Consider the following 19,996-nt stretch of genomic DNA (forward strand, 5'->3'; position numbering starts at 1 on the left):
TAGATTCCCTGCCGTTGCCATACGCAGGAATTGCTACGAAGCGCGTGCAGGCAAGGCTACACGGAGTGACAATGTGAAGCTTGAACGATTAACCTGGCCAGTACTGGCCTTCCTGGCCTTAGCCAACTGTCTAGGCATTTCCAACCCCCTGGACGGAACAGAGGACGAAGGCGTTAGCCCGCTGGCGTGGCTGCTTGCAGCAGCGCCAGCCGCTGTACCGGGACAAATACCCGGTTTCGATCCGGCCAACCCGCAGCAAATGACCTCGCAGTATGTTGTCGCTGAACAGGGCGCCACACTCTACCTGAACAACGAAGTCCAGCTTCATATTCCGCCTGGCTCGCTGGAAGAGGACACCTTAATCGAGATTCGCAAACTTGAGACCCCCACTGCTGCGCCCATGCAGGGCTTCCATGACCTGGGACAGGCCTACGAATTGCTGCCCTCCGGGACGACCTTTGATCCCGCAAATCCCGCAACGCTGCAGATCCGCTACAACGCTGTCGCGATGGCCGATGCCTCCCTCGATCCGCAACTGAGCGAGGTCATGTACTACAATGAGGAGAATCAGAGCTATATTGGCGTGCCCAACTACGTCGATGTATCGAACGGGACTATTACGGCCGAGGTGACGCACTTTACACAATACATCCCCGCGGCCCTCGGTTATCAGGCCGCGAGCACCGCTCCCAGGATAGTGATATTGGATACATTCCCCGCTACGCCGGTCGCTGGCGCCCCGCTATATGTTCGCGTACGCGTTGAACAGGGCACGCCGCAGCCGCTTGGGGCAATCGCTGAAGTAAATCTTACTTATCAACGTCTGCTGGGAGGCGCCTCTGCACCAGTAACAGTCGAGATGCAGCCTATTGAAGGTGCGGACCCTGCACTTGCGGGTTCTACCCTCGCGGAAAGATTTCGCGAAAACGTGTACGGCTACATGATCCCCGCCTCCGTGTGGGCGAGCGATCCATGCACTGCGGGGCAAGTCGGCGCAGGCCCTGAGCTGTCGCTACAGGTTTCGGCGCTGGACAATGTCAATCGCACGGCGAGCTCGGCCTTCCCCCAGAATATTAATCAGATATTGATTCCGGGCACCGCAGGTTTACATTCCAGGCAGGACGATTCAGCTCTGCCAGCTATGCGACCGCCACCAATCACTGCCGGCTTCTACCGGACTTATCAGCTAACTGCGCAATTTCGGAATGCTTGCGGCGGCCCCGCTGCCGGAACCAAAGCCATGGCAGTTGAGCAAAACCAGATCGTTCCTTTCCCAATTGCACCGGGCGCTGCACCGGAACAGCAGAATCGGGCGATCGCCAATCCCGCGTACAATACTATTACCGTGCTTGGCAGGCAGGCTGGGGACTACAGCCTGCTCGTGAACTACACGGCAATGGATGCTCCTTTTCTCGCCATCAAAATTCTCCCCGGCCAAATCAAGACCATTCAAGTGCTTGATACGAATGGCGCGGTTCCGGCAGGTCCGATTGTAGTATATGGACGGGACACCTACGCAATGGACGCACGAGGCGTGGATGCCTACGGAAACTACATACCCATTCTACCATCGTCCTGGAATATTGATGCAGCCGGCGGCGCCGTTGACGCGAACGGTGTTGTATCTACTTCGAACAATCCAGTAATCGCAAATGTAAGCGCTACGCTTGGCGCAAAAACCTCGCCGGCGGTGCAGCTCAACATTATTCCGCGCTTCAGGGTCACTGCAAATGTGACGGGCCTGGTTGGCACGGCGAGACTCTCCGTAGATGGCAATCCCGAACCGGCAACAATCAACGCCGATGGCGTTTATCCGCTAACTGGCTGGGCGGCAAACTATGCGCAGGTAACAGTTGGATCGGCCCTGAATCCCTTTATGGGCGCCTGCAATGGAGAGGTTGCGATGGTGGTCGATGCAGATCTCACTGTCCCGGTTCGGTGTGTTCAAATCGTAAGCGGCAACGTCTACTCTGCAACGCCTCCGGTCATACCGGCCAATGCAAAGGCAATTACGGCCGCTGGCGCTCCCTCGGCTGGAGCGATCAATGGCGTCGGTGGCGCCGCTCGATTTCATCATCCGAATGGCGTAACAACGGATGGTCGCTATATCTACATCGCTGACCAGCTAAACCATGCCATTCGTCGCTATGACACCAGAACAGCAATTGTGGACACCTTAGCTGGCGCTTCTTATACCTCAGGTTCATTGAATGGCCCAGCCCTCGGAGCTCGCTTCAATGAGCCTTACGGAATCACGACCGATGGATCCAATCTATTCGTGACGGAGATCGGCGGGCACACGGTGCGAAAGATTGACCTGTTTACTCGCCAGGTCAGCACCGTAGCAGGAGTTGCCGGCTCGCCTGGAATTACGGACAATACAAACGTGGGTGCACAATTCAACCAGCCGCGAGGGATCATTACAGACGGCGCCTATCTATATGTTGCCGATCTAAACAATCATGCTGTGCGACGCATCAATCTGGCGACGCAATATGTGGATACCCTGGTCGGCACTATCGGTCTAGCCGGGGACGTACTCGGAACGGGTGCGACAGCTCGTATCTATCAACCGCAGTCGCTGGCAACAGACGGATCACGGATCTTTCTGGCGCATGGCGGCGGAAGTATCAGTTACTCCATTCGTCAGATCGATCCTGCGACCAGAGCACTGACTGCCTTTGCGGCTACCGGCGAACCAAGCCTGGCATTTGGAGCAATCACGTATGCCGGCGGAATATTGTACATGGCGCAATATACTGGCGCAAGCGACGGCGGCGGGCCGCTCTATCGTCTGCGAACAACGGATGCAAGCGGATCGCCGGTAGGATTCCTGGGTACGGATCCCATTGCCAACGACATCTACGGGCTGACATTTGACGGCAACCGTCTCTACGCTGCGGAATGGCGGCTCCACCGGTTGCATTTCATTCAATAGGCAACTTGTTCGCAAAGGGCTCCTGTAGATCTGCGAGGGGAGCGAAAGAGCCCGCACCGTTTCCGGTGCGGGCTCCTTTTTCCTAAGCGGGACATCATCTTCGGCACAATCAAATCTTTGACCATTTTTACTATTGACTGGGGCAAAGGATTGTCCGGCCCCCCCTGCATGATCAATATTGACCGCCGTCGCCAGGCTGCGATTGCCCTCGCCCTCTGGGCTGCAGTCTGCTGCGCTGCGCCCTTCCTTGTGTCTCCGCTGGGCGCCAGGCCGCTGCACGAAAATGAGATCTCGGTTCGGCTGCAGTATGAGGAACTTCGTCAACGAAGTTATCTATTTGCGGCGCAGGACGCTCAGCTCAGATCCTATGGCTACCTTCCTGGATCGGTTTCCGGGGACCAAAGCTACTCCACGCCGCTGGCGTTTGGCTATGGTCTGAGCGATCAATTTGAACTTGGCTTCAAGGCAAAAACCTATACCCTGGAAAACCCGCGCCGGACCGTTGCGCTTTCATCGTTCTATCCGGCGGCATCCCTGGGCTATGGCCGCATCGAGACCAGGGAATTTGAACTCTATGGCGCTTACCACTGGCAGTTGAGCGATGCCCTGTACCTGAGCGCGGCAGTGGGTCCTATCTTTCGCAGAATTGATAGCCATGCTGCAGCAAGTTTCGAATCTTCCTTCAGCGAAGAACAAACACGGGCTTTTGGCGCGGTCGCAGCCATTTCTCTGGAAGTACAGCCTTCGCCGCTCTTCTACCTGCGCGCTACCGGACGCTGGTATCGCGCATCCGGACTGTGGCGATACAACAATTCATTTGCGTCAGGCAACTATGCCGCAACATCGTATTCGGGCGAGGGCGATCGCGCGCGCATCATTGGGACCTCGCTGGGCGCCGAAATTGGAATTCAGGCCTCGGACAATATTACCTTTTTCATTGCACAAACCTATAGCAATCAATCCTTTCAGGTAAATCACTTCAACGTAGTATCCTTTCCAGGCAGCACGGGAGTTCCGGATTCGGCAAGGATTGCACTGGGGCGTGTCGGCGTGCAACAGGATGACCTTCGCGAGACTGGGCTCGGGGTCGAATTCCGCTTTTGAATCGGGAAGACTTGCCAGGGTTCGGCCCTCGTCGTCCCCAATCCCGCTTGCCAGCGCAGCAAGGCCCCGCTGATAGTTGGCCATGCACAAGCTCGTACTGATTCGCCATGGCGAAAGCGTCTGGAATAAGGAAAACCTCTTCACCGGCTGGACCGATGTGCCGCTATCAGAGAAGGGCGTCTCCGAAGCGATGGAGGCCGGCCGTCTGCTGAAAGCAAAGGGTTTCAGCTTTGATCTGGCCTTCACCTCGCGCTTGAAGCGCGCCATCAAGACGCTCTGGCTGGCGCTGGAGGAAATGGATGAGATGTGGATTCCGGTGCGTCACAACTGGCGCCTGAATGAGCGTCACTACGGCGCTCTACAGGGACTGAACAAAGCGGAAACCGCGAAGAAGTACGGCGAAGAGCAGGTACATATCTGGCGCCGCAGCTTTGATATTTCGCCGCCGGCGCTGGAGAAGAGCGACAAGCGCTATCCAGGTCACGAAGCCAAATTCGCCGATCTGAAGGCAGAGCAACTGCCGCTGACAGAAAGCCTGAAGGACACGATCGCACGATTTCTGCCGGCCTGGCACGAAGACATCGCACCGGAAATCAAAGCCGGACGCCGCGTCATCATTGCCGCCCACGGCAATAGCCTGCGCGCCCTGGTCAAGTACCTCGACAAGATCAGCGACGAGGAGATCCTGAACCTCAACATTCCTACCGGCAGCCCGCTGGTCTATGAGCTGGACGACGCGCTTCAGCCCATTCGAAACTACTATCTCAAGGATGCTGGTTGATGCTGTCGCGCCGGCCCGGCATCACCGCGGTCGGCGCCGCTATAGCGGCATGGATCTGGATCGGCTGCGCCCCACTGTCTGTTTTTGTGAACGACCGTCCGGATGCAAATCAGGAGCAGGTCGCAGGGAACCATGCGACGGCAGCGGGCGAGCAGCCCTTCTTTGTGCGCTACAGTTCCAGTACGCAGACGATCGAAATTGTTGAGGATCAAATTCGTCATACCTTGCGCCACGAGGCCTTTGACAACCCCGCCAGTCCGGTCCCTGCCTCCGTGCAGTTGCAAACGCGGCGCGCTACGCTCAACGCCGCACAGCGACAGGCGCTGGTCGCAACCATTCGCGACTCGGGATTTCTGGATCTGGGCCCCTCCTATGGCGCCGCCGAGGGCGAACGCTACTACCCCTATCGCCTTGAAGTCAATCTCGATGGGCGCGCCAACAATGTGCTCTTTCGCAGCAACCCGGCCTTTGAACGCGCGCCGCAGGCTTTTTCCCGGATCGAAGCAGCCTTAACCGAGCTGCTTGGCAGCATCCATGACTGGCGCGCAGACCGCTGATAGCTGCGTCAACGCAATGAGACTTTTCTGGACAGGCTGCTGGCCCTGGCACAACTGACCGGCAGCCAGAAACAGGAAATCTGCGCACTCCAATGAAGACTTTGCTGCAAATCTCACGCCTGAAAAAGTCCTACGGCGCACGCTTGCTTTTCGAGGATGCTACCGTATCTTTTCTGGAGCGCGAAAAACTTGCAGTCATCGGCCGCAATGGCGCCGGCAAATCAACCTTGTTTCGAATCCTGACAGGCCAGGAAGATGCGGATGCGGGAGAAGTGATTCGCAGTCGCAATTTGCGCCTGGCCTATCTGGAACAAAAGGATCCCTTTCAACCGGAAGAGACGGTGCTGGGTTTTCTGCAACGCTACAGCGGCGCAGAGGCCTGGCGCTGTGGCAAGGTAGCCGGACGTTTTGCGTTGAAGGGCGCCGACCTTGAAAAACGCATCGGCGATTTGCCCGGCGGACGACAGATGCGCGTCAAGCTGAGCGCGTTATTGCTGGGCGAGCCCAATCTGCTGTTGCTTGATGAACCAACCAACTACCTGGACCTGGGGACGCTGTTGTTGCTGGAACGATTCCTGGCCGGCTACTCCGGCGCCGCTCTGGTGATTTCTCACGATCGCGAGTTTCTCAAGCGCAGCACTGAAGCCACCCTCGAAATCGACGACGGAGGCATGTACTACTTTCCTGGAGAACTCGAGGACTACTTTGAGTTCAAAGAACAAAGACGCGAGGAGCTGGCGCGACAGAAGCGCAATGTCGAGGCGCGACGCCGCGAGATTCAGGACTTTGTCGATCGTAACCGGGCCAAGGCCAGCAAAGCGCGCCAGGCGCAGTCGCGCTTGAAAATGCTTGAGCGCCTGAGTCCAATCGAAATCAAGCACCGCACGCGCAACGTAGAAATGAAGCTGCCTGCGACCCGGCCGCGCAAGGGCCGGGTCCTGAGCATCGAGGCTCTATCCATAGGCTATGCGGAGCGGACGGTAGCCGAGGAAATTAGCCTCGAATTGAGCGGAAGCGTGCGCCTGGCGGCTCTGGGCGACAACGGCGCCGGGAAAACGACCCTCTTGCGCACCTTATCCGGTCTCCTGCCGCCTCTATCCGGGAAAATGCGGTGGGTGGACGGGCTTCGCATTGGCTACTACGCACAGCATGTCTACCAGGCGATCAATCCAGAGGCAAGCGTCATCAGCGCCATTGAAAGCATGGCCGCACCAGGCGTCTCCCCGCAGCAGGCGCTGGATATGGCCGGCGCATTTTTGTTCTCCGGCGACGATGCCAAAAAATCCGTAGCCCTGCTTTCCGGCGGCGAGCGCGCCCGCGTCGCCCTGGCCGGTCTCTTACTTGGTCGCTACGATGTCTTACTGCTCGATGAACCAACCAACCACCTTGACTTTGATACGGTGGAGGCCCTGGGTCTGGCGCTGGCTCATTATCCCGGCGCCATCATCTTTGTGAGTCACGATCGAACCTTTGTTTCACTGGTCGCCACGCAGATTCTGGAAATTGCCGGCGGCCGCGCGGCGCTCTACCCGGGGACCTATCCGGAGTATGTGTTTGCCGCCGAGCAACGTCTTGCTGCGGAATCGGAAGGCGTCGAAGCGGCTGCAGCGCCGGCGGCTCAGGCTGCGGCTCTCCGGCCGGCTGACAACGCGCGCGACGGACATGAAATGCGCAAGGCGCAGAAGCAGGAACGGTCCCGGAATCAGAAGGAGCTCGCTGAACTGGAGCGCTCCATCGCGCGCCTCGAACAGGAACGCGCTGGCATCCATGATCGCCTTGCCGGCGGCGCATTTTCACAAGAGGAAAATACGCGGCTGGCCGCATTGAACGCCGAGTTGGAAAAGAAGGAAAGCCGCTGGCTGGAACTGGAAGGTCGAAACGTTGCGCCCGATGCTGCCAAATCCTAAACGCCTGCGTACCTGACTGGCAATATCGCAGAGTCCACTTTTTGGCAAGTCCTGGTTGACAATTTTTCCTGGCCCATCATCGTTCTGTCAGCCAAAAGGAGGTGATCCGCGCATGAGTGATAGTAGTAGTCGCTTGAAAATGACCGGTGAGGTGGCTGAGCGGTAACGCCAGGCCCTTCGTGCAATAAGCTGGCTTAAGGCTTACTGCAATACCATCAGACCACCGGCCCGCATAGCCCCCTGAACTGGTCACTCAAGAGGGCGCACTGCAAAGGCGCAGCAGCTATGCCGGGTCACCCTCCTTCGCGCACTTCAGACTCGCCTGAGCTAGAAGCCTGGCTTGTAATACGAGGCCAGGGCCAGGCCATTGCCGCCAGCCGTCACCGCAGTGGTAGACGCCAGGCTGAGGACGCTGCCGAAATTCAAGACCTGGATTTGCGCTCCATTCAGGACGTAGATATGCAGACCTTGCGGATCCATTCGAATCGTCGTTGGCGCCCCGCCGACGTTTAATGATTTTGTAAGATCCGGCGTCAGCGACAGGCCGCTGGCGCTTCGCGGAATAGCCATGATCAATGAATTGCTTGCCTGGTTGGCAAACTCATAACCCGCCAGCGGCGAATGAGCCAGCGAAGAAAAACCGTTAAGAATTCCGGCAAGCGAAATGGTTCCAATCGTACTCCCGTTCAACGGCGCCGTAGCATAGGGCCCTGAGCCAGGCGTGGAAAAAGCGGCGTAGATATTCTGGCCGGCAGGATCAGTGGTCAGATCATTTGCGCCGCTTCCGCTGAACACGCTGGAAACGCCAACTTGATTGAGCGCCGGTACGCTGGCGTCCACGGTGAAGATCTGTGCTGCGGGATTGGCGCCGGTGGAAAGCCCGTACAGGAAGGCGCCGCTGGGATGCAGGGCGATGATGTTGGCGCCTGACGCCGTGAGAAATTTATTGCAGGTCCCCAGTGCGCCGCTGCGAGTATCGCAGACCATTTCACCGCCAGCGCCGGAAGTGACCGCGGCCACATATCGATTGAGCGGATCGAAGGCAATGCTGGAAGGTGCAGAGAGCAATTGTGCATCCGAGCGATCGAAAGTCAAATCGCCAGTTTGCGGATTGACGCGATAGAAGTACAGAGCCTGCGGACCCAGGCCGGCTGCCGCCAGCATCGTCCCCGATGGACTTACAGCCATCACGGTTACGCCCGAAAGCGTGGCGGCGACGACCGGGCTGGCAAGCGAGCCATCGGCCGCGATACTGGAACGCATGATCTGGCTGCCGCCGCTATTGGAAAAATAGAGATACTTCGCCTGTCTGCTTACCAGAATCGAAAGCAAACCCATCGCCGAGCAGGTAGGGTCTGCGTCGGAGCAGATACCCGACCTGCATTGCAGAATAGCGACGCAGATCAGAATTGCGCAAATAGATTGGCGCAAGCAAACGATGCAAGCTTGGATCCGGGCGCCGCTGGCGGTCTGCATTTCCATACTGTTCCCTGCATCAACGGCGCCCGGGCCGCCAGTTCGATCAATTGGCTGGCGGCTGCCAGTTGGACGGAACTGCCGGGCCGTTGCTCATTGGAAAAAATCTGGCGCTCACGCTGTAGTTTCCGCCAGCATTTTCCTTGTAGCTGGTCACAATCAATTTGATTGGGCCCGCTTGCGCCACATTGATCGCCAGAATAGAGCGATGCTCATCGCCATTGTAGTCATCATTCTGGTGCCCTTGCCCGGCGACAATGGCGCGCACGATTGGATCGAAATCAGCAGACTTCACCTCTGCCAGCAGAATGCCCGGACCGCTAACCTGCAACGGATAGCTTCGTTCAAATCGAGAGATGACTCGCTGGTCGCCCTGCTCCAGGGCGCCGCTCACATTGGCCGAGCGCAGACGAGCATCGGCGGCGCCGGCGCGCAAAATGCCAATCTGGAACCGACCGCTGCTGGCGCCGGCCACGGAACTTACTTTGATTTCCATGGTCTGGCCGGCCTGCATTTCGATGGCGGTCAGCGAGTTAGTTCCTTCGCCATTGTCATCGTTGGAGGCCGTGGCATTGGTCTGTTTATTGACAACATCCAGTTTGATATCAAAATCGGAGGAGACGCCGCGAATCAAGTAGAGGCCGCCGGCAGCAGCTTGAAAGGTGATGGCATCGGTCCGACCGTCGGTCAGGCGACCCTCTACAGGCGTGCGCGCCATCATCGCCGGAAGCGTCTGAAGAGCGTATGCGCCGCCAGCGTTCAGGGCATAGCTGCTTACCTGCAGCTCTAGATTGCCGTTTTGTTCGGCTTCGATGAGCAGCATATCGGGATCATCGCCGGACTGGTCTTTGCCGCCGGGCGTGTGCGCCCGCAGCACAAAATCCGATGCCGGATTCTGAATGCGACTGAAGATGAACTGTCCGCGCTGCATGGGCAAAGTATAGCGATCCACAAAGCGCCCCTCCGTTCCGCCGATCGTCTCGCTGAGGGCATCGCTTTGTTGGTTGAGCAGCGACTGCCCGTCGTGCAGCGCTGCATATTGCAAGGTGTAACGACCGCGCGCACTTGCTTCTACGCCGCTTACGGTCATGAAGGCTTCGCCGTCGGCGACGCTTTCGGCGATAACGACAGATACATTCACGTTGCCGGGCGCATAATCATCATTTTCCAGGCGCGCCCCGCCCGGCATGGTTACGGCAAGTTTGGCATCGAAGCTGGCCGTAACGCTGGCCAGCAGCCAGTCGCCGCGCTTGACCGGAGCATTGCTGACATCGGAACCCTGTCCAAGGTCGCGGACAACAGATGCCGGACCAGAAAGACAGGCGCCAAAACTTGCGATGGCCAGCAGCGGCAGGATTTTTGAAAGAGGAAACGGCCGGATTGCCATAAGCGAGGATCTCCTTTTGCTTTGCATTGCGGGGCTATGGAATTGCATACCATCGGCGCGCTACAACCGGGCAAGCGACTTTTAGACTGCGATCCGCCGCCGCGGGTTCATTTGCCCGGCGGCGAAGGCAACGAACCGGGCGCGCTCGCCTGGCGCCGCTGCAGGGCCACGACGGTAATATCATCTTCCGGCGCCATCCCGGCGAGGTGCTCCTGGACACTGCGCTGGATCCGTTCCAGTCCCAGTTCGGGGCTGGCCAGACCCTGGCCCCGGAATTCGCGCGCCAGGCGCGCTTCGCCGTACATCTGCGAATAGCGGTTTTGCGCCTCAATGATGCCATCCGTAAAGAGCAGCACTGTTTCGCCGGCGGCCAGTTCTGTTTCTTCTATTTGAAAAGGCAGACTCTGGGAAAGTCCAATGATTGGCGCCGTTCGCCGCAACCTCCGCGTCCCGCCGTCGGCCTGCAGCGCCAGCTGATCGCCCAGTCCGGCAGAACAGTAGCGCAGGCGACCGTCGATCGCATCGACATCAACGATGATCGCCGGAAAATAGATCGGCATGCTCTGGTAACGAAACATCATCGCTTGATTCAATTGTCGCAGCGCTTCGTCCGGATTTTCAGCGCCGCGCTTGAGATGTTCATATTCGCTCTTGATCATCATTGTAACCAGCGCCGCCTGGACGCCGTGGCCCATGGCGTCGGCCAGAAAGATGCGCACCAGCCCTGGCTCGCGTTCAAAGATGTCATAGATATCGCCGCCAATATCGCCCGCCGGCTGGTAGAGCGCGGCAACGCGCAGCCCGCGAAAACCGTCGACCCGACGCGGCAGAATATTTTGCTGAACGACTCGCGCCAGTCCGATATCGCGCTGGATTGTGCGCAGTGCGCTTTCCAGCTGATTGCGCTGGCCGACCAGCTCCGAATTCAAGCGCGAAAGCTGTTCCTCAGCAGCCTTGCGCTGCCGAACCTCGCGCTCCAGCGATCGATTCCACAGATAAAACAGAGCGAAGGCCGCCGCCACGCCGGCGCCGATCAGAAGTCCGGTGCGTATCACCTCGGCCATGTCCACGCCGTACTCGTAGCGTACTGGCAGCCACTTCTGATTGATGGCGTTGCTCTCCGCCGCAGTAATGCTGGCCAGGGCCTTGTCCAGAATCGAGCGCAACTCCGGCTGGTCGCTGCGCACGGCCATACGCATCTCTGAACGGTATTCGGTGGGAGCGGCAATCTTGAGATTGGTCAATCCCATGCGAGAAATCTGCTGACTCATGACTGCCAGGTTATCGATCGCCGCGTCGGCCTCGCCAATGCTCACCTTGCGCAGCGCCTGACCGATCGTATCGGTATAGAGCAGGCGAACGCCGGGATAATCCTGAATCAACAGATCCGCCGTATAATAGGCGCGCGGCGCCGCCGCCACCTGATCATTCAGGTCGCCCAGCGCGCCCACAAATGGAGCGTCCGTTCGAGTCACAATGACAATCGGGTAGTCGATGTAGGTGCGAGTGAAGAGCAGGAATCGGCGATGCCGTGTGCTGTCGCTGATGCAGGGCAGTAGATCGATGCGGCCCTCTTCGGCCTGTTGGATCGAAGTCTGCCAGTTGAGTCCCGGCTGCGGCTGAAAGTGCAGGCCGGTACGTTGCTCGATCAGTTTGAGATAATCTGCCGCCACGCCCTGGTAGAGGCCATCGCTCTGGACAAATTCAAAGGGCGGCCAGTCCGTCGTGTAGCCGTGGATCACAACCGGATGCTGGCGAATCCATGCGCTTTCGGCGGCGCTCAATGCGAGACCCTGGACGCTGCCCTGTTCTGCGCCCAGCGCCGTTGTGGCGGCGACCTGGCCCAGCAGCAGGAAGAGGAATACCAGGGATCTGCGGGCCATGGGGCGCCAGGATAGTCGCTCTTTCGCCCGGGTCGTCAACTGCATTCGGGGCAGCGACGCTCTGCCGGCGGGCAAATGGAGCGGCGCCAGTTTCGGCTTGCCAGGCGAGATTTTCCGGTTCAGAATCGGCGCGACCGAGGCGCCGGACGGGCGGAGGCATGCGCAAGATTTGTAGTTTCATTCATTGCCTGCTTGCTGTGGCGCTTGCCGCAGCGCAGTGCGATCGGCCTGCGGAATTGCCGCGCGCCGATGGGGTGGTTGTAGGGGCGCTCTTTGGCGCGGGGGGGCAAGGCGATCAGAGCTTCAACGACATGACCTACAACGGTTTGATTCGGGCGCGCAAGGATTTTGGCTACGAGCTATTGAGCGAAGCGCCAGGCCCTTCGCCCGCTGAACGCGAGCGCGCCTTGCAGCGATTGCTCAAGGCTCGCGCCCAGGTCATTGTAGTCAGTGGATGGGAATTTGAACAACTCATCCGCAACGCTGCCCGTCAACGACCTGACGTACGTTTTGTATTTCATGACTTGCCGATTGAGGGCTATGACAATGTCTCCTCCACTGTCTTCAATCATCAGCAGGGCGCCTATCTGGCCGGCGCGCTGGCTGGATGGCAGACAGAGAGCGGCGTGGTCGGATTCATTGGCGGAATGGATAGTCCGACCTTGCACGAATTCCAGCAGGGATTCAGCGATGGCGCGCGCTTTGCGCGGCCGACGGTGCGCGTCCTGGCAGCCTACGCTGCTGCGGAGGGGGACTTTCATGGCTTTGAGGATCCGGATCGCGGCGCAGCGCTTGCATTGCAGCAATATGCAAACGGCGCCGACATCATTTTTGCCGCCGCGGGTCTTACTAACAATGGCGTGATCGAAGCCGCCCGGCGCCAGCGCCGTTTTGCGATTGGCGTTGATGCCGATCAGGATCACCTGGCTCGCGGCTATGTGCTGACCAGTATGATGAAGCGGCTGGACGTGGCGACTTACGAAGAACTCCGACAAATCGCCGGAGGGCAGTTCAAACCCGGCGTCCACCGCTACGGCCTGGCCAGCGGCGGCGTGAGTCTGAGCGAAATGAAATACACGCGCGATAGAATCCCTGAGTCGACGCTGCAAAAGCTGGAAGCTCTGCGCAAGCAACTGATCGAAAGCGAGCAATCGGATGCGGGCGGATCATGAAGGCTTGCTCCATTGCGCTTTCGATTTTCTTGCTTCTTTCGTCCGGTTGTAGCGCTTCGTTGCAAGCATGGCAGCTGCAGCGCGAAACGGAAGAGCTGGCCCGGCGCTTTGATCGCGCCACAGTAGAAAAAATTGAGATCCTTTCCGGGGAGTGCCAGGCGCGCGCCCATTTTGACTGGAGAAGATCAGACGTACAAGACGCCTACCTGATCCCCAACAATGCCGAACAATTACGCGAGCTCAACATGCTGGACGAGTCGCTGGCGCTGCAGGCTCTGCTGGCCCAGGCGCGACGCGCCGAAGAATGGCGCTTCGATACGCTTGCGTTGTTGAGCGCCAGCCAGACTCCCGAAGGTTTTGCGCGCATCGTAGCCTTCGAGGCGCCGCCGCCGCAAGGCATAGTCCCCTGCACTCTTTTGCAGCTGGCCGGCGCGCCGGAGGCGCAACAGGCGCTGCGCGGAGAAAGCGCCCTCGGACCCCGGGAGCGCGACGCCTTTGGCTATACACAGAGCGCCGCGGCGCCCTTGAATGCGGCGCCACACAGTACGACGCCAGCCCTCTTGCGCATCCACGCACTGTATCGCCGCCTCGCGGCGCTCAATGCGCGCGTCGTTTCCAGAGCGCACTGAGCAACAACAAGGCGATGCTCAGCAGGTCGACGGCCGGCAAGAGCAGCGTGATTGGATGCAGAATACCCAGTGCTACCAGCGCGGCAAAGAAGAAACAGGTAAACAGTCCGCCGCGTTTCCCGGCCTCGATCAGCGGCGTCAGACGGTAGGCAACGGCGCAGAGATTGTAGGCGGAAAGCAAAATCAAATTCCAGGCCAGCAGCGGCAGCGGGCCCGCCAGCAGGCGTCCGACAAAATGATCAGGCGGCAAACGAAAGAAGTCGAGGAAACTTGCCGGCGCGGCAAGAATCCACGCCGCCAGGCCAATCATGTAAATGGCAAAGAGCAAACGATTCCACTCCGCCATGCCGCGCCCGGCAGCGTCGCCTGCCGACGACGGATCTTGCTGAGCGCGGCGCAACTTGAAGTGCAAGATGATTCCGGAAAGTCCGTGGCTCAAATCGAGAAAGGCCGCTATGCATAGATAAACTGGCAGGTGCAGCGCCAGCAGCGGCGCCATCTCGCCGCCATCCTCCAGCATCCGCGCCGCGCTGAGGCCAAAGGCGACGGCGTTGAGACTGCGGCCCACAGCGCTGACCAGCTGAAAAGGCGCCAGGGCAGCGCCTTTGGCATGCCAGATGGCGTAGATGCCATGAAAAAGCGCCAGCGGAACAATATAGACCCACGTAGAAATCGGCGCGCCGCCGCGCCACTCGACAAGCAGCCAGGCCAGCACGCCAACCGCACTCAGCGCCTGAATCAAGCTGACCATGCGCATCCAACGCGTTGCAAAGGACAGTTCTGCTGCGACCATACACATCTGCAAAACGGCCGCATGTCGCAGTCATCCTCTTTTTGGGAAGTCCATTGCGACCGCTCCGCTGCGGCTGGCAATCGCTTGTCGCTGCTGACCGGATGGAGGCTCCTGACCGTGGCGACCTGCATGCTCAACTCGAAATGTTCGGCTCTCTGATTTATGAGTACAGATGTGAATCGTGATTTTGATGCGCTGGTGATAGGCGCCGGACCGGCGGGAGTCAGCGCCGCCATCTGGCTTCAGCTCCTGGGCCTGCGTCCGCTACTGATCGAACGCTCGAAGCGTGTTGGCGGCCTGCTCTATCAATTTGATCAGCCCAATCTCTGGATGCCGGGATTGCCGGCACAGAGCGGACCGCAGTACGCAGCAGCGCTGGCGGAACACCTGCAACTCGTTGGCGCAGAGTTGCGTCTGCAGTCTGAACTCGTCGCCGTTGAAAGAAATGCAGATGGCTTTCATTGCCAGGTGCAAAATGCTACTGGCAGTGCGCTGGAGCGCATCCAGGCGCGTCGCCTGGTCATGGCCAGCGGCGTGCGGTCCCGGGACGGCGGATTGCAGGCGGGCCCGGGAGTGGTGATTGGGCCCGGCCAGGCCCTGGACCAGGCGCCGGTGGCTGGATTGCGCGTTGCTTTGTTGGGCGGCGGCGACAATGCCGCTGAATACTACACGATTCTAAATAAAAAGCATCCAGCCTTGATTCACGTCTACGCCCGCACGCTGCGCGCGCGCCCGGCGCTGGCCGAGCGCATTGCCGAAGGCGACCTTTTTGCCGGAGCCTACAGCGTGGACCTATCGACATTGCAGATTCAGCGCGACGGTCAACGGCGCAACTACGACCTGATTGCAGCGCTCTACGGCTGGCAGGCGGTCCTGCCGTCGGCGCTGCGCGCGGAACTTGGCGACGCACTTGATGAGCGCGGTTTTGTGCGGACTGATGCCAGTCGACAAACGCCGGCCGCCGGCATTTACTGCGTTGGCGAGGCAGCGCAGGCCGTGCATCCCTGCGTGGTCACGGCCCTGGCCGACGGCGTCGTGGCGGCCAAAGCAATCGAGGCCGAGCTGCGCGGGGCCCGCAGCACTCCAGAATAGCGCGTTCAGCGGGCCCGACGATTCGCGGGATCGGCCGGAGGCAGCGCCAGCGCAGCTCGAAGCAGTCGCCAGTCCGGAAGCGCGCGGTGCAACAGCCAGGCCAGGCCAAAGGAGGCAATCCACAGCGCAGGAATGAGCAGCAGAAGCGGAATGCCTGGCCAGCTCCAGAGAATCGCTCGTAGAATCCAGGTATGGAACAAGAAGACGACAAAACTCAGCGCGGCGCCTTGAATGATGCAACGTGTTAGCCGCGATCGGATCAAGAGCTGGGGCTGTAACACGCTATCCCAGGCGGCAAAGAATCGAATCACGGCAAGACTCAACAGAACTACGACCTGCCGATTGAAATGATCGTAGTCGTCCGGCGCCCGGGCATGATAAGAATTGCCAACATATTCGTAGAGCGTTAGCGCCAACGCCAGCAATACGGCGATGCTTGCCATCCAGCGCTTTGACTCCAGTTGCTGGCGGGTCTCCTGAGCGGCAAAGGCAAAGGCAACGCCGCTGTAGAAGTAGAAGATCCAGTAAATCAAGAACGCAGAAAAGAATGCGGGACGTTCCAGACCAAGAGCATGAAAGATCAAGTGCGATGGGGAGCTGAAGGCCAGCTGCAGAATCAACAGCGCAACCCAGCATACCGCACGCCAAAGCGGCGCCATATGACGGATGAAGACAAACAGCAGCGGAAAAACAATATAGCATTCAATGATAATATGGAAGAAATAGAAGTGGTAATCGGCGCCCTGACGGTAAAGCAAGGGCGCCAGCGTTTGAGCAAAGCGCAAGGCCGCCTCGCCAAGGGCCGCGCCGGCGACCAGGTCCTGGGGCAGTTGAAAGCGCGGCGAGAAGGCAAAAAAAACAAGCGTCCAGACCAGAAAGGGAAGCCCGACGCGCAGCGCGCGGCCGCGCCAGAAGTCGAGCGTTGTTGCCAGATCGAAGCCAGCGCCGGATGCCTGCAATTGCCGTCGGTACTTCAAGGCAAGGCCGTAGCCTGATAGAAAGACAAAAGAGGGTACGCTGAATCGCGCCAGCTGGTTGAGCGTCACGCCGACAAAGTCCGCCGAAAGAAAATCGTGATGTTGACGGAAGGCCTCTTCCCAGCGCCACGTACTGTGAATGATCAGGACGAAGGCAATTGCCAGCAGCCGGAATAAATCGCCTGTGATGCGGCTCATGCCGGGCCAGGCTCTGCAGCGGCCCTCCATCGACTAGCCAGAAATGGCTCGCCGGACCCGGCGATTGTGCGCAGAATCGATGATCTTTTACGTCTGATGTTTGGTATGTGCAGAAGCAGCGGATGGTTGACGCTAATTCTGATGCTGATGCTGGCTCACTGCCAGCAATCCAGCGACGATGGACTGGCCGATCTACTGCTGGGAGCCGGACTGGCCCAGGCGGCCTCCTGTAATGCCGACCTGCAGCGCAGCCAGGCCAATCGACAGTTTCTCAGCGGCTTTGAAGCAGTCAGCGATTTCAATGGCTTCTACCTGACGCCGCAGAATTACCAGAACGCAGCCGCGCACGAGTTGCAGAATACAATTGCACGCACGGGCAACGCCCACCGCGGCTACGTCTATGCCAGCGGCCCCAGCTGTCCCTTCTGGCAAAACTGCAACCACCGCGGCTACCCGACAGTACAATTGCACAAGAGCAGTCAGGGCTCTTTCCGTACGCCTGTCTACATCGAAATCTATACGCGACTGGACATGAACGTCGCCGACCAACAGTGGTTCAGCTTTATGACGCTCTCTGCCGATGCCTCTGACAGTTGGTCGCGCGTGGTGCTGGTCAATCTTGGCAATCTCAATCGCGGAACCACGAACTTCGTCCACCTGATGCACGTTCCATTGCATGGTCAGAGCAACTGGAGTTACCAGACGACGGAAACGAACTCGCCAGCGCCCTACGTCAATGGCGCCTTTGTACGGATCGAGGCTTGCATCGATTTCGATCCCAATACAGGCTTTGCCAGGGTGCGCCAGAACGGGGTACTGGTCTCGGAAGCGCCGGTACGCGGGGCCTGCGGCGTTCTGCATCAGGCGCACTTTGGTCTGTATGCCATTCCGACGATCAGCAGCGGTTCGATCTACAATGACGACCTGACAATTCGCGAAGTGAGCGCCTGCCCCTTTTGAAAATCAGGGCGTCGGCAATCGTCGCACTGAATGAGCCGTAGCCATCCAGCAAAATTCTAGTTGCCCGGGCAGTATGATCCACGGCGCACTTTTCTTCCTGTAACCCGAGGCAGGAATGGAACTATCCCGTTTGCGCAATTCGCTCCCTCTCGCCTTCGTCCTTTGGGCTATTCTGTGCAATTCGGCCATACTGATCATTGCCGGGATGCAATTGAGCGCCAATACATTCTGGCTTCGCTTTTTGGGGTATCAAGCTGGTGCGTTCTTTGTCAGCGACGCCCTTTACCGTTTGCTGCTTTACTGGCCCCTGACTCTGCCGTTCTGGCTGCCGCTGTTGAAGGTTGGCGGATGGCAGGCGCCGCGGCGATGGGGATGGCAGGCAATGGTACTTGTTGTGTTGCAACTGGCATTGTCGGTCCCGGTTGCACAAATCGATCTAAGTCAGACTATTCAGTGGCGGAGTCTTGGCGAAGGCGCGGTCATCGCCGGCCTGAGCCGGCCGCTTGCCGCTGCCACGCTGATTCTGGCACTGACCGCGCTGGTCACGAAGTCTGCTCCTGCTTGCAAAGCAGGCTGCCTGCTACTTGCTCTGGCGACCATTGCGGCAAGCTATCTGGGGCGGCTCCTGCTGGAAGGTCCGGCCATTCCGCGCCTGGAGGATGAACTGGCCTACTGGATTCAGTCGATTCTGATCCGTGATGGCCGCCTGGTCGGCCTGTCGCCACCGCCCGCCGGACTGTCCGCCGGTCGTTGGGAAGAGCTAACTCTGTTGCCATATGTATTGCGCGATGGCAATCTTTTCTTCAGCGCACACCAGCACGGCTGGTCCTATCTGCTGGCCGCCTTTCATCTATTGAGCGCGGCGCCCTATGCCAATCTAATTTTGGGATCAATCAGTGTAGTTCTACTCTGGATTACAGGGCGTCGCCTCTTTCCAGATTCAGGGAGAGGAGCACAATGGTTGGCGCCAGGCGCGCTTATTTTGATGCCGGCCCATTTCTTCGGCGCCGGAAACCTGATGTCACATATGTCCGCGCTGTGCCTGGAAATGGCCTCGCTTCTTGCATGGTTAGCCGCTGGCCAGGCGCTTTCACGTTCTCGCCAGATTGGGATGGCATTGCTGACTCTTGTGGCACTGATGGCCCTATGCTTCGTGCGGCTGCAGTCCGGAATCGCATTTATTCTTGGCCTCAGCGCAAAGGAGGCCCTCGCTCTGCTTTTTTCCGATCTTCGCCAACCGGGCGATCGACAGGGCCCAGCGCTTCGATTGGCGTTCTTAGTTTTTTCTGTCGCCATAATCTTGTCTGCGCTACTGGCCTACGCCTCGCTTTTTCCGGGCGGGCGAGTCTTTTTTACCAGCCTTTATCTGGACCGGCACTTTCACCCCGGATGTCAGCTGCCCGGCTTTGGTCCGGAATATGGCTGTGTTCCGACCTACGGGACTATGGGCCACTCTCTGCGCAAGTTGCTGCTGAATGGGCTGGAGATTCTCCAGTCTTTGAGTATCGACTTGCCTCTTTTTGGACTGCCGACCGTTACCGTTCTGGCTGCGGGCGCTGTCCTTAGCTGGCCTGCGGTACGCAAACGCCCAGTGCTGCTACTCCTTGTTTTACTTCTCTGCGCCCATACTGCAATCTACGGCCTCTACTGGCACAACGGTGGCGAGAGCTTCCGAGGTCGTTACCTGCTCGATGCGGCTTACGCGCCCGCGCTGCTATTTGGGGTTTTGACCTCGCAATTGATTGTTCGAGTCGAACGAATGCTACCAGCGTTTTTGGCGATGTTTTGCCTGCTGAGTGGGATCAATCTTTTGGTACAGAGTCGAGGCGCTTACGTAAATGTGGCTATTCCTCCCATCCACTCGCTATCAGCCCTGACCGCAGATGCGCCAACCAATGCGCTGATTGCGACTTCCAGCGAGGAACGCGACCGAATCGCACCGGATGAATTCAATTCTCATCATTTGAGGATGATTCCTGCGCAAAGAATGCGCGCATTTGTGAATGATAGCGCAGGGACCGTCGCCGCACTGGCCGGGTGGATTGACGGGGATGGTTTCCTGCGCGATTCCCGGGGGAACTATTTGCTTGGGCCCGCTACCGATTCGGAACTCCAGATTATCGCCCGAAGAACCGGGGCGAC

Annotated in this window: 15 protein-coding genes; 10 read left to right on the plus strand and 5 right to left on the minus strand. The window is 58.8% G+C overall.

Annotated elements, in window-relative coordinates; translation table 11 throughout:
- The first annotated feature begins 73 nt into the window (after positions 1 to 73).
- The 5 genes from K1X75_11130 (at position 74) to K1X75_11150 (ending at position 7,287) form a co-directional block, all read left to right on the plus strand.
- Positions 74 to 2,938: a hypothetical protein gene (locus tag K1X75_11130; protein ID MBX7058608.1), complete on the plus strand. Its 2,865-nt coding sequence runs from the start codon at positions 74 to 76 to the stop codon at positions 2,936 to 2,938.
- Positions 2,939 to 3,088: 150 nt separating this feature from the next.
- Positions 3,089 to 4,042 carry a hypothetical protein gene (locus K1X75_11135; protein ID MBX7058609.1) on the plus strand — a complete coding sequence of 318 codons (954 nt, stop codon included), beginning with the start codon at positions 3,089 to 3,091 and terminating at the stop codon, positions 4,040 to 4,042.
- Positions 4,043 to 4,124: 82 nt separating this feature from the next.
- Positions 4,125 to 4,823 carry a 2,3-diphosphoglycerate-dependent phosphoglycerate mutase gene (gpmA, locus tag K1X75_11140; GenBank protein MBX7058610.1) on the plus strand — a complete coding sequence of 233 codons (699 nt, stop codon included), beginning with the start codon at positions 4,125 to 4,127 and terminating at the stop codon, positions 4,821 to 4,823.
- Positions 4,823 to 5,380 carry a hypothetical protein gene (locus tag K1X75_11145; GenBank protein ID MBX7058611.1) on the plus strand — a complete coding sequence of 186 codons (558 nt, stop codon included), beginning with the start codon at positions 4,823 to 4,825 and terminating at the stop codon, positions 5,378 to 5,380. Before gpmA ends, K1X75_11145 begins: the two co-directional genes overlap by 1 nt.
- A gap of 92 nt (positions 5,381 to 5,472) precedes the next feature.
- Entirely contained in the window at positions 5,473 to 7,287 is a 1,815-nt protein-coding gene (locus K1X75_11150; protein ID MBX7058612.1) for an ABC-F family ATP-binding cassette domain-containing protein, read from the plus strand.
- Positions 7,288 to 7,614: 327 nt separating this feature from the next.
- On the opposite strand, the gene K1X75_11155 is transcribed toward K1X75_11150, so the two are convergent.
- From K1X75_11155 to K1X75_11165, 3 genes are all read right to left on the minus strand, one after another.
- The gene (locus tag K1X75_11155; protein MBX7058613.1) at positions 7,615 to 8,625 is read right to left on the minus strand and encodes a lactonase family protein; all 1,011 of its coding nucleotides are present in this window, start codon (positions 8,623 to 8,625) and stop codon (positions 7,615 to 7,617) included.
- A gap of 184 nt (positions 8,626 to 8,809) precedes the next feature.
- Entirely contained in the window at positions 8,810 to 10,150 is a 1,341-nt protein-coding gene (locus tag K1X75_11160) for a hypothetical protein (protein ID MBX7058614.1), read from the minus strand.
- Positions 10,151 to 10,257: 107 nt separating this feature from the next.
- Positions 10,258 to 12,033 (minus strand): SpoIIE family protein phosphatase, encoded by a 1,776-nt coding sequence (locus K1X75_11165; GenBank protein MBX7058615.1) that lies wholly within the window; start codon positions 12,031 to 12,033, stop codon positions 10,258 to 10,260.
- A 158-nt stretch (positions 12,034 to 12,191) separates the two neighbouring features.
- Between K1X75_11165 and K1X75_11170 the strand changes: the two genes are divergently transcribed.
- Complete coding sequence (locus K1X75_11170; protein ID MBX7058616.1) at positions 12,192 to 13,205, plus strand: BMP family ABC transporter substrate-binding protein; 1,014 nt, start codon at positions 12,192 to 12,194, stop codon at positions 13,203 to 13,205.
- Positions 13,202 to 13,834 (plus strand): hypothetical protein, encoded by a 633-nt coding sequence (locus K1X75_11175; protein MBX7058617.1) that lies wholly within the window; start codon positions 13,202 to 13,204, stop codon positions 13,832 to 13,834. The genes K1X75_11170 and K1X75_11175 overlap by 4 nt, the downstream gene beginning before the upstream one ends.
- On the opposite strand, the gene K1X75_11180 is transcribed toward K1X75_11175, so the two are convergent.
- The gene (locus tag K1X75_11180) at positions 13,803 to 14,627 is read right to left on the minus strand and encodes a hypothetical protein (protein MBX7058618.1); all 825 of its coding nucleotides are present in this window, start codon (positions 14,625 to 14,627) and stop codon (positions 13,803 to 13,805) included. The two genes, K1X75_11175 and K1X75_11180, sit on opposite strands and share 32 nt — an antisense overlap.
- Positions 14,628 to 14,801: 174 nt before the next feature.
- Here K1X75_11180 and K1X75_11185 point away from each other — a divergent pair, with 174 nt between their 5' ends.
- Positions 14,802 to 15,719, plus strand: coding sequence for an NAD(P)/FAD-dependent oxidoreductase (locus K1X75_11185; GenBank protein ID MBX7058619.1), 918 nt, complete (start codon positions 14,802 to 14,804; stop codon positions 15,717 to 15,719).
- Positions 15,720 to 15,724: 5 nt separating this feature from the next.
- On the opposite strand, the gene K1X75_11190 is transcribed toward K1X75_11185, so the two are convergent.
- Positions 15,725 to 16,894, minus strand: coding sequence for an acyltransferase (locus K1X75_11190; GenBank protein MBX7058620.1), 1,170 nt, complete (start codon positions 16,892 to 16,894; stop codon positions 15,725 to 15,727).
- A gap of 105 nt (positions 16,895 to 16,999) precedes the next feature.
- Between K1X75_11190 and K1X75_11195 the strand changes: the two genes are divergently transcribed.
- Positions 17,000 to 17,854, plus strand: coding sequence for a polysaccharide lyase (locus tag K1X75_11195; GenBank protein MBX7058621.1), 855 nt, complete (start codon positions 17,000 to 17,002; stop codon positions 17,852 to 17,854).
- A gap of 115 nt (positions 17,855 to 17,969) precedes the next feature.
- A partial coding sequence (locus tag K1X75_11200; GenBank protein ID MBX7058622.1) for a hypothetical protein occupies positions 17,970 to 19,996 on the plus strand: 2,027 nt, incomplete at its 3' end.

This window comes from Leptospirales bacterium, assembly GCA_019694655.1.
GTDB lineage: Bacteria > Spirochaetota > Leptospiria > Leptospirales > Leptonemataceae > SSF53.